General features: G+C 40.1%; 13 protein-coding genes. 7 read left to right on the top strand and 6 right to left on the bottom strand.

The window, feature by feature from the left end; all coding sequences use genetic code 11:
• Nucleotides 1–68: 68 nt before the first annotated feature.
• Nucleotides 69–1,187, bottom strand: a complete 1,119-nt coding sequence (locus tag ACZ5QH_RS02275; protein ID WP_303577468.1) for an endonuclease/exonuclease/phosphatase family protein — start codon at nt 1,185–1,187, stop codon at nt 69–71.
• A 185-nt stretch (nt 1,188–1,372) separates the two neighbouring features.
• Between ACZ5QH_RS02275 and asd the strand changes: the two genes are divergently transcribed.
• The 5 genes from asd to truA all read left to right on the top strand — a co-directional run bounded on the left by asd (nt 1,373) and on the right by truA (nt 7,333).
• Nucleotides 1,373–2,491 carry an aspartate-semialdehyde dehydrogenase gene (asd, locus tag ACZ5QH_RS02270; protein ID WP_004718072.1) on the top strand — a complete coding sequence of 373 codons (1,119 nt, stop codon included), beginning with the start codon at nt 1,373–1,375 and terminating at the stop codon, nt 2,489–2,491.
• A gap of 162 nt (nt 2,492–2,653) precedes the next feature.
• Nucleotides 2,654–4,159 (top strand): FimV/HubP-related protein, encoded by a 1,506-nt coding sequence (locus tag ACZ5QH_RS02265; protein ID WP_004718074.1) that lies wholly within the window; start codon nt 2,654–2,656, stop codon nt 4,157–4,159.
• A gap of 46 nt (nt 4,160–4,205) precedes the next feature.
• Nucleotides 4,206–5,504, top strand: coding sequence for a hypothetical protein (locus ACZ5QH_RS02260; protein ID WP_303577467.1), 1,299 nt, complete (start codon nt 4,206–4,208; stop codon nt 5,502–5,504).
• A 48-nt stretch (nt 5,505–5,552) separates the two neighbouring features.
• The gene (locus tag ACZ5QH_RS02255; protein WP_303577466.1) at nt 5,553–6,527 is read left to right on the top strand and encodes an asparaginase domain-containing protein; all 975 of its coding nucleotides are present in this window, start codon (nt 5,553–5,555) and stop codon (nt 6,525–6,527) included.
• Between the two features lie 8 nt (nt 6,528–6,535).
• Entirely contained in the window at nt 6,536–7,333 is a 798-nt protein-coding gene (gene truA, locus ACZ5QH_RS02250; protein ID WP_004718082.1) for a tRNA pseudouridine(38-40) synthase TruA, read from the top strand.
• An 88-nt stretch (nt 7,334–7,421) separates the two neighbouring features.
• Here the strand turns inward: truA and ACZ5QH_RS02245 are convergent, their stop codons facing one another.
• A complete protein-coding gene (locus ACZ5QH_RS02245; RefSeq protein ID WP_004818793.1) occupies nt 7,422–8,432 on the bottom strand; it encodes an AraC family transcriptional regulator in 1,011 nt (336 codons plus the stop codon).
• Between the two features lie 228 nt (nt 8,433–8,660).
• Between ACZ5QH_RS02245 and infA the strand changes: the two genes are divergently transcribed.
• Together infA and ACZ5QH_RS02235 are read left to right on the top strand one after the other, a co-directional pair.
• Entirely contained in the window at nt 8,661–8,882 is a 222-nt protein-coding gene (infA, locus tag ACZ5QH_RS02240) for a translation initiation factor IF-1 (protein WP_004718087.1), read from the top strand.
• Between the two features lie 360 nt (nt 8,883–9,242).
• Nucleotides 9,243–9,617, top strand: coding sequence for a hypothetical protein (locus tag ACZ5QH_RS02235; protein ID WP_004818791.1), 375 nt, complete (start codon nt 9,243–9,245; stop codon nt 9,615–9,617).
• A 145-nt stretch (nt 9,618–9,762) separates the two neighbouring features.
• On the opposite strand, the gene leuB is transcribed toward ACZ5QH_RS02235, so the two are convergent.
• From leuB to leuC, 4 genes are all read right to left on the bottom strand, one after another.
• The gene (gene leuB / locus ACZ5QH_RS02230; protein WP_004718091.1) at nt 9,763–10,842 is read right to left on the bottom strand and encodes a 3-isopropylmalate dehydrogenase; all 1,080 of its coding nucleotides are present in this window, start codon (nt 10,840–10,842) and stop codon (nt 9,763–9,765) included.
• A 42-nt stretch (nt 10,843–10,884) separates the two neighbouring features.
• Nucleotides 10,885–11,454 (bottom strand): hypothetical protein, encoded by a 570-nt coding sequence (locus ACZ5QH_RS02225; protein ID WP_303577465.1) that lies wholly within the window; start codon nt 11,452–11,454, stop codon nt 10,885–10,887.
• Between the two features lie 105 nt (nt 11,455–11,559).
• Nucleotides 11,560–12,210 carry a 3-isopropylmalate dehydratase small subunit gene (gene leuD / locus ACZ5QH_RS02220; RefSeq protein WP_004718096.1) on the bottom strand — a complete coding sequence of 217 codons (651 nt, stop codon included), beginning with the start codon at nt 12,208–12,210 and terminating at the stop codon, nt 11,560–11,562.
• A 21-nt stretch (nt 12,211–12,231) separates the two neighbouring features.
• Nucleotides 12,232–13,680 carry a 3-isopropylmalate dehydratase large subunit gene (gene leuC, locus ACZ5QH_RS02215; RefSeq protein WP_004818782.1) on the bottom strand — a complete coding sequence of 483 codons (1,449 nt, stop codon included), beginning with the start codon at nt 13,678–13,680 and terminating at the stop codon, nt 12,232–12,234.
• Nucleotides 13,681–13,922 lie beyond the last annotated feature (242 nt).

Below are 13,922 nucleotides of genomic sequence, written 5' to 3'. Positions count from 1 at the left end.
TAGGGCCTAAATCCATGTAAGTAATTGCTTACAAAAATCAGCCATTTTTTAATTTTATTGTCAGACAATCAGGTTCCAGCTTTATAACTTTGTGCAATTTCATCAGTGACCAACTTCTCCTCTTTCTCTGCTTTTTCAATCCCTTCCTGAATTGCCTCTTGCGCTTCCCTTTCATCTGCATCGGTTTGCTCTAACTCTTCTTGAGTTTGCTCAAAAATACGCCCTGTTTGTAATACCACATAAATCGGAAAATGATCTGAACCCACATGAGGCAGCCGCTGCATATGTACTAAAGCAAAATCGGTACTGTGAAATAAATGATCCAAAGACCATCTTAAAAATTTATAGTCAGCATGGAAGGTGTTGATATATCTGCGCCCCACACGTGGATCAAGCAAACCACTGATACGTTGAAATAAACGTGTTGTGCGTGACCAAGCAACATCGTTTAAATCACCCATAACAATACAGCTCTCATCCAAGTCTTTGATCTGATCCCCCACAATAAGCAATTCAGCATCACGTAAAGTCGAGTCTTTGGCTTCTGTTGGGCTTGGTGGTTTGGGATGTAAACAATACAGTTGCACCGCTTGCCCAGATGGTAAAATCACCGTGGTATGAATAGACGGAATTTCATCACTGAGAATAAATTTAACCTCTGTATCGACCAACTTGAGTTTGCTATACAAATGCATCCCATAGAGATTGTCTAAAGGTATAGCCACACGATAAGGATAATCTTTTTCAATTTGAGCCAATTCATTTTGCCAAGTTTGATCAGTTTCAAGTGTCAAAACAATATCTGGCTGGTGCTGTTCAATTTGTTCAAGCAATAAGTGATATTGATCATTCGGTGTCAGCACATTCGACACAATCACTGAAATTTGCTGATCAGGCTTAAGCTGATCTTTGCTCACCTGTTTGACTTGTTTCTTCCAAATGAAGGTATAAGGCAAAACCATCTTTAATTGAAAAGCTAAGGCAGCTATCAATAAAAATAAAATCACTTCACGAGCCAAGTCCCACGGCGCTGTCCAAAACAACATTAAGACCAAGGCAATCAAACCAACAAATAATATCTGTAAGCGTGGAAAATCAGCACCTCTAAACCACCATTCATCACGGGGAATCAGTGACCAGAAACTTAGCCAAATCACGATCAACGCAAGTACTTCTATCCAGATCATATTTTGTCACTCTTATATTCTTAATTTTTGAATGATTCATAAATTAATATCAATTTTGCATGTATCATAAACAAGATATATTGCACAATATAGTTGTGTTTTCATTGTGTATGCTATTGCAGTTACACACTCTTTTGATACACTCAAACCCCCTTTTATTTTTTAACGCACCGAGGCAAAGTGACATGAAAGTAGGTCTGGTCGGTTGGCGCGGGATGGTTGGTTCTGTCCTTATGCAACGTATGGTTGAAGAGAATGATTTTGCTCATTTTGAGCCATTCTATTTCTCTACCAGTAACGCAGGTGGTGAATCGCCTGCTTTTGGTGGTAAAACTGCTCCAGCACTTATGGAAGCGACGGACATTACCAGTCTGAAGCAAATGGATGTCATTATTACCTGTCAAGGTGGCGACTATACATCAGAAGTCTTTCCTCAACTAAAAGCTGAAGGTTGGAAAGGCTATTGGATCGATGCAGCTTCTACATTACGTATGGATGATGAAGCAATCATCGTACTCGACCCAGTCAACTTAAATGTTATCAAAGACGGTTTGGTCAATGGTATTAAAACATTTGTTGGCGGTAACTGTACGGTTTCTTTGATGTTGATGGGCATGGGTTCACTATTCCAACACAATTTGGTGGAATGGATGACGGCAATGACGTATCAAGCCGCTTCAGGTGCTGGCGCGCAAAACATGCGTGAGCTGATCACGGGTATGGGCTATTTATATAACAATACTCAAGACTTGTTAGATGATCCACGTTCTGCGATTTTAGACATCGACAGCCGAATTGCCGAATTACAACGTGGCGAAGGTTTTCCGAAAGCAAACTTCGGTGTGCCTTTAGCGGGTTCGTTGATCCCTTATATTGATAAGCAACTTGAAAGCGGTCAATCTAAAGAAGAGTGGAAAGGTCAAGTTGAAACCAACAAGATCTTAGGTAATGCTCAGATTGTTCCAATTGATGGTCACTGTGTACGTATTGGTGCAATGCGTTGTCACTCTCAAGCCTTAACATTGAAATTGAAAAAAGATGTTCCGCTTGATGAGATTGAAGACATGATTCGTCAGTCTAACCAATGGGCAAAAGTGGTTCCAAATACACGTGATGCATCAATGACGGATCTTACTCCAGTCGCTGTAACAGGAACTCTATCTGTGCCAGTAGGTCGTTTACGTAAATTAAATATGGGTAAAGAGTATTTAGGCGCATTCACTGTAGGTGACCAATTACTTTGGGGTGCTGCTGAGCCTTTACGTCGTATGTTACGTATCTTAATCGACTATAAAAATGCTTAAAGTCACAAAAAACTCATAAACAATGAAAAAGCCGATCTATCTTGATCGGCTTTTTTATGTAACTATATTTATGTAACTCTAATGTTAATATTTTACATATAGACTACAGCTAAATATTGTATTATGGGGATGCCTTGAACTTTGTCAGAGCAATGGATAGAGATGACTGTATATAACAAATTAAAAATTGCCATTTTAGCCATCATGACGTCGCAAGCGGTGAGTGCGATTACAATAGACCCGATTCAAGTTCAATCAGGGTCTGGTGATCTGCTTTATGCTGAAATGAAGTTTAGTAATGCAAATCCAAATGAAAAAATAGAAGTCGGATTAGCCGATGCAGATGATATTCAAAATATTGGTATTTCCACGCAAGCACCTGGACATTTAAATTTTTATACTCGTCGTTCCGGAGATGGCACTGGGGTGATTGTGATTACCTCTTCTCGTCCGATTGTTGAATCTGAATTAAATATATTATTAAAAGTCAAAGAAGGCAGTGCGACCCATATTCAACAAGTCAAAGCCCCATTGACCCGTGGGCGTAGCAACGTCCCTGCTCCAATGAGCAATGCTTTAGTCAAAGAAAAGCCTCTGACACCTCAAATCATCGTCAGCGAAAAAGATATTGCATTAAATTTACCAACCAGCACGCAATACCACGTGACAACGCCAGAAGTCGTAACTCCACCAGCTATGGCAACCAAAGCAACGACGACAACGGATTCAGCTGGTACTTTAGCGATTAATGTAATTGCACCACCAGCACTCAAAACAGAACAAAAACCAACCACAGTTGCGACAAACACACCGCCTGCGGCTACAACCAATACTCCGAACCCTCTTCAAAGCAATCATCAAAGCAGTGCTCAGAATACGCCACAAACACCGACGGTAACTGTACAACAAGTGCCTCAGCCACCAGCCGAAAAAGCACCAGTGCAATCTGCAAAAGCTCAGACCCCACCCGCTAAATTAGACGAGCAAAAAGCAGAATCACAAAAGCCAAAAGATTCCAAAGCTGAGACCAAGCAAGCAAAATCGAATGAGCCTCGCGTAGCGAAATCGAAAGCGGAGTCACAAAAAGCGCTTAAACAAGAAAAAGCCCATAAAGCATTAGATAAACAACCTAAGCATATTGTTCAGGCCAATGAGTCACTGTGGAAAATTGCTTCTCGGATTGCAGCAGAAACTAATCAAAGCGTTCCAGAAGTGATGCGACAAATTAAAGCAAATAATGCCAATGCGTTTATTCAAGGTGATGTAAACCGTATTCGTCGTGGTGCTGCACTCAATCTTGCAGCCAGCTATCGTCAAATACCACAAAGCAAAAATAAAGTTGCAACGGCTGCACCTGAAATTGCCAAAAAGCAATCGGGTTCTGCCAAATATCGTTTAGACCAAGCAGAAATGAGTTTAGTCGCAGACAATGAACAACCCGCTGCTCAGAGTCAAGGAAAGCAAAATACACAGTTGAATCAGACCACTACTGAATTATCTACAAAAGTTATGACTTCTCGTGAAAAAACGGTTAAATTACAGAAGAATGTGAACCAACTTGCAGCAGGTTTACAACAAAAGAATCAGCGAATTCAATTATTAAATGCTCAGCTCGCTCAATTGCAACAGCAATTACAACAGCAGAATGCAAAAAAACCAAATAGTTAGGATATTCAAAATATTGATTCATTGTGCTCAATGAAGGGGAAATAAAATGTTGTTGTATGTGATTCCATTTGTTCTACTCTTGGTCGTGGCGATCGTGCTCAAAAAACGAGAGGATGCCAATAAAGAGAGCGCCAGTACCAATAACAAAAAAAGTAACAATAAAAAGACTTCAAAGAAAAATGTTGCACGCACTGCGCGTACCTCAAAAAAACAACAGACCACTGTTGTTGAAGATGAAGTTATTGTTAAACAAGCAACAAAACCATTAAGCCCTGAATTAAAAACTAATATTGAAAAGCTGATTGCTGAGAAAAACTATTTCTCTGCTGAAGCAAAAATCAATCAAGTTTTAAACCAAGACAATGCTCAACATGAACTTTATCTTTATCTTTTAGACGTGCATCTGGCACAAAAAGATGAATTTGCAGTGAATCAGTTGATTAATCATATTCGTTCATTGGGCTTAGACGAAATCGTCATTCAAGCCGAAGAACGACGAAAAGCCAATCAAGCTGATCACCCAGTTGAATCGATTGCTTTTGAACCCTCAAGCCCTGTCGTGCCAGAAAGCAAAAATACAGCTGCCTTTGATGCCTTGATTGGAAATACAGAAACAATTTCACAACCCGCTGTATCTAAAACCGAAACGCAAAATCTGGCACAAGTCGATGCGCTAGAATTCGATCATTCAACGCTTGTTGAGCAGAAAGTTGAGACACCGCAACAACCTGTTCAGCCTTTAGAATTTAATTTAGATCCTGCACCTGAAAAAGCGCCAACAACAACACCTGAGCTTTCTTTTGAAGTAGTTCCTCCTGCCCCAGAAATTAAAACTGAAACTGTTAAGCCGTTAGAGTTCACGTTTACAGCAAATGAACCTACAGCAATTCCAGTTGAAAAAGCAGCAGAAGTTGAAGTCGCACCAGAATTCAAACTTGATTTTGCTGAACCGATTACCCCTGTAGCTACTGAAGAAAGCACACCAGTACGTGAGTTTGAATTTAAACTCACGCCTACTGAACCAGAGACACAGCCTACTTTTAGTTTTGATTTAGATCCAAAACCTGAAACAGTTGAGCAAGTGTATAGTACAGCAACACTTAGCCTTGAAACGCCTAGTGAAGCTGCAACCAGTCTGGCCATAGATGCAAACGACCCATTACTCCATTCATTCCCTGAGCTGGCTCAAGTGAATGAAGTTCAATTAAATTTAGACCTTGCTCAACAATATCTAAATTTGGGTGCATATGCTTCCGTTCGTGAGCTACTCTCACAAAATGAAGCAGCGTATACCGCTGAACAACGCCAACAATCACAAAATTTACTCAATCAAATAGCTTCTTAAATCTATTCGTCTTAAGATAAAGCAGTCATGAATGGCTGCTTTTTTATTATGAACAAAAAAATTGCTTTAATTTACATGGGTGGAACTTTTGGCTGTATTGGCGAGCCTTTAGCGCCGATGCCTGATGCTGAGTTTATTCCACAACTCAAAAAGGTCTTAACACCTCAGTTTAAAATTGAGTGTTTTAAGGCGCCCAGTATCAAAGACAGTAGTGCATGTACAGCCATTGACTGGCTTATGCTGATTCAACAAATACAAAGCCTACAACTCCAAAATTTCCAACACTTTGTCATTATTCATGGTACAGATACACTCAGTTATGCTGCAGCGACCTTATCTCGCTTTTTAGCTGAGTCCTGTCATGTCGTCCTTACTGGAAGCCAATACCCACTGCTCAATATTCAAGGGGACAATACTCGAGAATTCACCGATGCGCTGGATAATTTAAATACCGCACTGGATGCCGTCACTCGACTTCCTGTGGGCGTGTATTTGGCTTTCTACCATCAAGTGATTCATGCCAGAACCACATTAAAAGCCCATAGCACTGCTTTAGATGCGTTTAAAGGACTCAAAGCCGAACAACAAATAGCGGTAGATCATTCCGTCATTCAGGTACAACTTCCACATATCGAAAAAGCCAAATCGCTCAATATCGTCAATTGGATGATGGTGCCGACTGAAATATTACAGTTTGAACATAATCTGGAAATTTTCTCCAAACATGCTCCGCATTTCTTGATCATTCAAGCTTATGGGGTAGGTAATTTAGCCGTAAATGCGGGCATTATCCTAAAAATTAAAAGCTTGCAGGAAAATGGCTGCCAAATCATTTTATCGACTCAAGTGCCTCTAGGCGGCATGGATCAACGCTATGCGATTAGCCAATGGATCAAAGATTCAAAAATTTTAGTCAGTGATGCACTGAGCCAAGCAGATCTTTATGCCAAAATTGTTAAAATTTATTTACAATACCCCTCTTCGGAACAATGGCATGACCATTGGTATGATCATCCTGAATAGAGGTATTTATGCAACGTTTTGCAATTGGTATTGAGTTTTGTGGCATGCGATATAAAGGTTGGCAAACTCAACAGCCTGGCGTACGTAGTATTCAGGAAACCATGGAAAAGGTGCTCAGTAAAATTGCCGACGAGCCTATTATTTTACATGGTGCGGGTCGTACTGACGCGGGTGTCCATGCGACCAATATGGTCGCCCACTTCGACACCAATGCGATTCGCCCTATACGTGGCTGGTTAATGGGTTCAAATAGTCAATTGCCCAAAGACATTTCAATCCAATGGATTAAAGAAATGGATAACGATTTCCATGCACGCTTCAAGGCAAAGGCACGTCGTTATCGTTATGTGGTCTATCAATCGGCAAATCGCCCAGCCCTGTTACATAAACAAGTGACTCATGCCTATTATCCACTCGATGTGGACAAGATGATTGAAGCTGCGCAAAAATTTCAAGGTACGCATAATTTTGAAAGCTTTCGTGCTGCGGCATGTCAGTCCAATCAACCTGTACGTCATGTCAAACATTGTCGCTTAATTCGTCATGGCAACTATCTAGTTCTTGATATCCAAGCAGATGGCTTCTTACACCACATGGTACGTAACATCATGGGTTGCTTACTTGAGATTGGTCAAGGTCTATATGAAGTGGATCATATTGATGAAATTTTTGCGGCACAAGATCGCAAAGCGGCAGGAATCACTGCACCACCAGATGGGCTTTATTTTATTCATGCAGATTACCCAGAACAATTTGAATTGCCTCAACCACCGTTAGGGCCACATTGGTTAAATATGCCTGAATAATTTTTGCGGCTACATATAAAAAATCCTTCTCAATTGAAGGATTTTTTTATATTAAAACTGTTCAGTTCATTTCCCGCAAACATACGACTTAACGCTGTTTACGCTTTCTATATTCCACAGGCGTTTCATTGGTCCAACGTTTAAATGCGCGGTAAAAAGTACTTGGCTCAGAGAATCCAGTCAAATAAACAATACGCTCAACACTTTCGGTGGTATTGGCCAATAATTTCTTGGCTAAGCGACAACGATAATCTGAAAGAATTTGCTGAAAGCTGGTGTTGGCTTCCGAAAGCTGTGTACGTAAACGACGTGGGGTAATGCTGAGTTGTGCAGCAACAGTTTCAAGGGTTGTTTCACCACTTTCCAAGGTTGAACCTATCGCACGGCGTACTTCACCCACCAAATCATAACGTGCAAGCTCTTGTAGTTTTTCAATTGCAAGTTGTTCATGCAATTGCAATAACTCAGGCTCCGCTTGCCACAATGGATATTCTAAAATTGAAGGATCAAAATAAAGACGTGTCTCCTTTTGCCCTAAACTGACAGGACAACCATAAACACGATAATACTCACCATCAGAAGCACCATTGGTAAAATTAAAATCGATGTAAATCGGTTCAAAACGTCCTTCAGTGATAAATTTAAAGAAGCGTAAAATCCCTGAAATAGCACATTCTGAAAAATGACGATTGACGATGTTCTCACCCCAAGGCTGCTCACCATTGGTTAAATAACAACGTCCATCGTCATCAATGATCAATTTGGCATGAAATGCATCACTAATTAAACGTTGATAAGCCAAAGCACGCTTTAAGCCTTCGCCAAAGTTTTCACTTGAAATAAACAGGTGTTCGATTACTTGCCCACGATACAGGGGCAAGTGCTCTCCGAGGTGTAAACCAATATCTGGATCATTACTGACTTCCTCCGCAGCGACCCAAAATGCAAATTGTGCATTCAACGGTGTTCGAGCATTTTGGTCAACCTGACCCAATGCTACCCCAGCCTTTGATAATATTTCTTCTGTCGGCAATCCTGCACGACGGATCGCTTGATAGCCTAATCGTAAAACAACCGAAGCATCAGTTAGCTGACTCACGCAGTGCCCTTCCTTGTATGTTATTCATTTATACTTAAAACATTTAATTTAGATTACAGTCGATTGACCAAACTGACAATATTTATCCGCTTTTTTTTGTAGAAATTGTTTAACAATATGTTCGCTTATTTTCAAGTCATCTACCGCCTTGTAATGCCGAATATTCTTGTCTTTCTGCAAAAAATTGCCTATAATTTGCGCCTTTCCAATTTGATCATCAGGTAGGCTATGGCCAATAAAGAGGAACTTATCGAGTTCGAAGGCGTTGTCACCGAAACGCTTCCTAATACTATGTTCCGTGTGCGTTTAGAAAACGGTCACGAAGTGATTGCTCACATTTCTGGTAAAATGCGTAAACACTATATTCGTATTTTAACAGGCGATAATGTAAAAGTTGAAATGACTCCATATGACTTAACAAAAGGTCGTATTACATATCGTGCACGCTAAGTTTTAGTGTAAGCAAAAGCCACTTTTAGGTGGCTTTTTCATTATCCACAAGATTTACCCTCCTGCTTACGATCTTTTATCGTCTGGCAACTATACATCTGACACATTAAAATCTGTTTCCTATACCTATTTATCACTTGTAATCCATTTACTTCAAAGTTGATAGCACTAATTTGTTCTAAATTTTAATACAACTGATCTTTTCACAGCTTAACCAGTTCTGTCTATTTGACGCTTATTTAGTAAAATCTATACCACTTGGTTTGCTCTGCAACCAAGCTACATACATATGGCTGTATATTTATTATACTGAATAGAAATCATTTCTAAATTAAGTTAACTATGGATTAGGTGAAACTTATGAAAATACATGTATGTATGTTTTTATTGGCATCTGTTGCACTTGTTGGATGTAAAAGCTTAAACACCCGACCTGCAAATTTAGATCAATATTTACAGCAATTTATTGGTAAAACCAGTGCTGAAATTCAAAGTACCCTAAATTTTCGGGCTTTGGGATATAAGGTGAGTGATAAAATTCAAACCACCAGTAACACCTTAAGCTATACCATTCTTAGACAAATCAATATCCCTATGGCAGGAAGCAATGCGATTGTAGGCTCTACGATTGCCATTGCCACACCAAGCTATAACATTAATTTTAATTGTAAAGTCATTTTTCTATTAAAAAATGGTGTTGCTGAATCTGTTGAGTATTTAGGTCGAGCCTGTTAGCTGTTTTAAAGTGAATCTAATACCCATCGCTATAATGACGAGAATATGGATAGACTTTTATCAAAACTTATTAAAAGCTAAAATTTAACAATAAAAAACACAGCTTAAGCTGTGTTTTTTATTACCAAGCGTTTAAAACAGGTATTTAAGCAATCGCTGCAACGACAGCCTCACCCATTTCAGCCGTACCAACTTTACGCATGCCATCAGACATAATATCGCCAGTACGCAAACCTTGGTCTAAAACTTGCCCTACTGCATCCTCAATGGCTTTTGCAGCCACTTCTTCACGGAAGGTGTAGCGTAGCATCATTGCCACAGAAAGAATGGTTGCAAGTGGATTGGCAACGTTTTGGCCAGCAATGTCAGGAGCAGAACCATGACAAGGTTCATACATACCTTTGCCATTCTCATCTAAAGAGGCAGATGGAAGCATACCAATAGAGCCGGTTAGCATTGCTGCTTCATCGGAAAGAATGTCACCAAACAAGTTCCCTGTCACAATCACATCAAACTGTTTTGGCGCACGAACCAATTGCATTGCTGCATTATCGACGTACATATGTGAAAGTTGAATATTTGGGTATTGTTGTTCTTTAAGTGCAGTCACTGTCTGCTTCCAAAGCTCAGTCACTTCAAGCACGTTGGCTTTATCCACTGAACAAACTTTACCACCGCGTAAGTTTGCCATTTCAAAAGCAACTTTTGCGATGCGTTTAATTTCAGACTCTGAATAAACATCGGTGTTATAACCTTGCTTCTCACCATTTTCGAGTTCACGAATACCACGTGGTTGACCAAAGTAGATGCCACCCGTCAGTTCACGAACAATAAGGATATCTAATCCAGAAACAATCTCTGGTTTAAGACTAGACGCATCCGCCAATTGCGGATAAAGGATTGCAGGGCGTAAGTTAGCAAATAGATTTAATTCACTACGAATTTTCAATAAGCCACGTTCTGGACGAATTGAACGTTCAATATTATCCCATTTTGGACCGCCTACAGCACCCAATAAGATTGCATCTGCTTTTTTCGCTTGTTCCGCTGTTACAGCTGGGTAAGGTTCGCCATGTGCATCAATTGCTGCCCCCCCTAACAAACCTTGTTCCCATGTTAAACCTAAATTAAATTTATCATTGACACGTGTCAGTACTTTTTCAGCAGCAGCAACGATCTCAGGACCGATACCATCACCTGCCAAAATCAAAATTTGTTTAGACATTTGTAGTTCCATTTATTTTTCAGTATCTATACTGATGTGAGATTAAATCTTCTGTTCAACAAATTCACTCACGCCCGTCACCGCATTATGCGGGCGACAAAAACGGCGAATTGTCCGTTTTTCTTGAATCATATCGACACATAGCGGTGTCGGTGAAGAAACATTCAGTAAACTTCCTGAACCCTGTGACCTTAAGCGATACATCTTAAATGTGTATTTTTGATTTGCTCTAAAATCATGAATAACATGGAAAACTTCAGCATGCTGTTTAGTGATTGGATAGAATCGAATCACCATCTCATATTGCTGAGGTGGAATCGTTAAATAAACACCATTTTGATCTAAAGGCTCACCCGTTAATTTGAGATAACCCTTTTGAATGGCGCTACGATTGGCACGTTGTGCACGTTCATCCATGATAATCACATCATTTAAGCGCGCAAATTCACAATGCTCTGCACCTGAACAATAGACAGAAACCGAATTTTGGCTGACATGTTTATTTTCAGCTTGCTTGATACGCATTAAATCAACCATTTGAGTGGATTGACATGCACTAAGCATAAAGCTTGTTAAACCGATTAAAACACTGCAACTCAAAAACTTAGTCATTGCTCAACCCCAACCCTCACTTCACTGAGTCAACATTCATTTTGTTATACTCGCATGTTAGCAAGAGTTAGGCATTCACGCTATGTGTAAAATGTTCGCTGAAAATTAACCTTGAATTTCAGCAAATACCCAAGGGCGTGATTGTTTGGTTTTTTCTTCATAAGCACGAATTTCATCCGCAGCCTGTAAAGTCAAACCAATATCATCCAAGCCATTCAATAAACAGTGTTTACGAAATGGATCGACTTCAAATTTAAAAGCTTCACCACTTGGTGTACGGACTTCTTGAGCTTCTAAATCAATGGTTAATTGATAGCCTTCCTGAGCAGCACATTCTTTAAACAGTTGATCCACAACAGATTCAGGCAAAATCACTGGCAACATGCCATTTTTAAAACTGTTATTGAAAAAGATATCTGCGTAGCTTGGTGCAATCACAGTACGAAAACCATACTCTTCCAATGCCCAAGGCGCATGTTCACGACTCGAACCACAACCAAAATTGGCACGAGAAATAAGCACAGATGCCGCTTGGTAACGTGGCTGATTCAAAATAAAATCAGGATTCTTCGGACGTTTAGAATTGTCCTGCCCCGGATAACCTTCATCTAAATAACGTAATTCATCAAATAAGTTATCACCAAAACCGGTGCGTTTAATTGATTTTAAAAACTGTTTTGGAATGATTAAGTCGGTATCTACATTGGCACGGTCTAAGGGTGCAACAATACCCTGTTCAACGGTATAAGCTTTCATCTCTTTGCTCCTTAAGCCTGATTAGAATGAACGTACATCAACAAAGTGACCTGCAATTGCTGCCGCAGCTGCCATTGCTGGACTGACAAGGTGAGTACGTCCACCATTGCCCTGACGGCCTTCAAAGTTACGATTTGAAGTCGACGCACAATGTTCACCCGGTTGTAACTTGTCAGCATTCATCGCCAAACACATTGAACAACCTGGCTCACGCCACTCAAAACCAGCTTCGATCAAGATTTTATCTAAACCTTCCGCTTCCGCTTGTTGTTTCACTAAACCAGAGCCTGGAACAACCATGGCCTGCTTAATACTAGACGCTACTTTTTTACCTTTTGCCACTTCTGCAGCAGCACGAATATCTTCAATACGTGAGTTGGTGCAAGAACCAATGAATACGCGGTCTAATTGAATATCAGCCAATGCCTGACCTGCATTTAAGCCCATATATTGATACGCACGGGTCCAGTCATTACGCTGCACATCATCTTTGGCCTGTTCCAAAGTTGGAACTGCTTGAGATACAGGAATCACCATCTCAGGAGAAGTGCCCCAAGACACTTGTGGTTCAATTTCTTCACCATTTAAAACCACGATCGTATCAAAATGTGCATCTTCATCAGAATGTAAAGTATTCCAATACGCGACTGCCGCATCCCACTGTTGACCTGTTGGTGCATAAGGACGATCTTTAACATATTCAATCGTTTTGTCATCGACAGCAACCATACCAACACGCGCACCGCCTTCGATTGCCATATTGCACACGGTCATACGCCCTTCAATCGACATATCACGGAATACTTGACCACCAAATTCAATCGCATGCCCAGTACCACCAGCCGTTCCGATTTTACCAATAATTGCCAAAACCACGTCTTTTGGTGTAACGCCTTGACCTAATGTTCCATCAACACGCACCAACATGTTTTTCATTTTCTTCTGTACTAAGCATTGTGTTGCCAATACATGTTCAACTTCTGACGTTCCGATCCCGTGTGCCAAACAACCGAATGCGCCATGTGTCGCTGTATGCGAGTCACCACATACCACCGTCATACCCGGTAAAGTTAAACCTTGTTCTGGTCCAACGACATGTGCAATACCTTGACGCACATCGTTAATGTCAAACTGCACTACATTAAAGGTTTTACAGTTATCGTCTAAGGTCTGAACTTGGATACGAGAAGTATCATCTTCAATCCCAGCAATCCCTTCTGAACGCTCTTTGGTTGATGTAGGAACATTATGGTCAGGTGTTGCAACGTTAGCACTTAAACGCCAAGGTTTACGCCCAGCAAGTTGTAAGCCCTCGAATGCTTGTGGAGAAGTCACTTCATGCAATAAATGACGGTCGATATAAAGTAATGCTGAACCATCATCACGTTGTGTTACAAGATGGTCATCCCACAATTTGTCATACAAAGTTTTTACTGATTCTGTTTTTGCTTTTTGGTTTTCGCCTGCCATGTCGAAATGCTCCACTGGACTGGGTAATTCTTTCATTCACTCAATTATAACCACGTTTTTACATAAATCTAATTTATCATTTTTATTAATTTAAAAACTTTTTGGAATTAATTTTATCCAAATAAATGCTCCTAAAATCACCTTTATAAAGTATTTAAATCAATGATATATTTTCAATGACTTTAAAAGCACTTAGCTTAATCATCAAGAAAAAATAGAGCTTAAACCAATAAATGTACGTC

Source organism: Acinetobacter sp. Ac8 (assembly GCF_055392545.1).
Note: the sequence above shows the minus strand (reverse complement) of the source record. Positions and strands in the feature narration are given on the sequence as shown.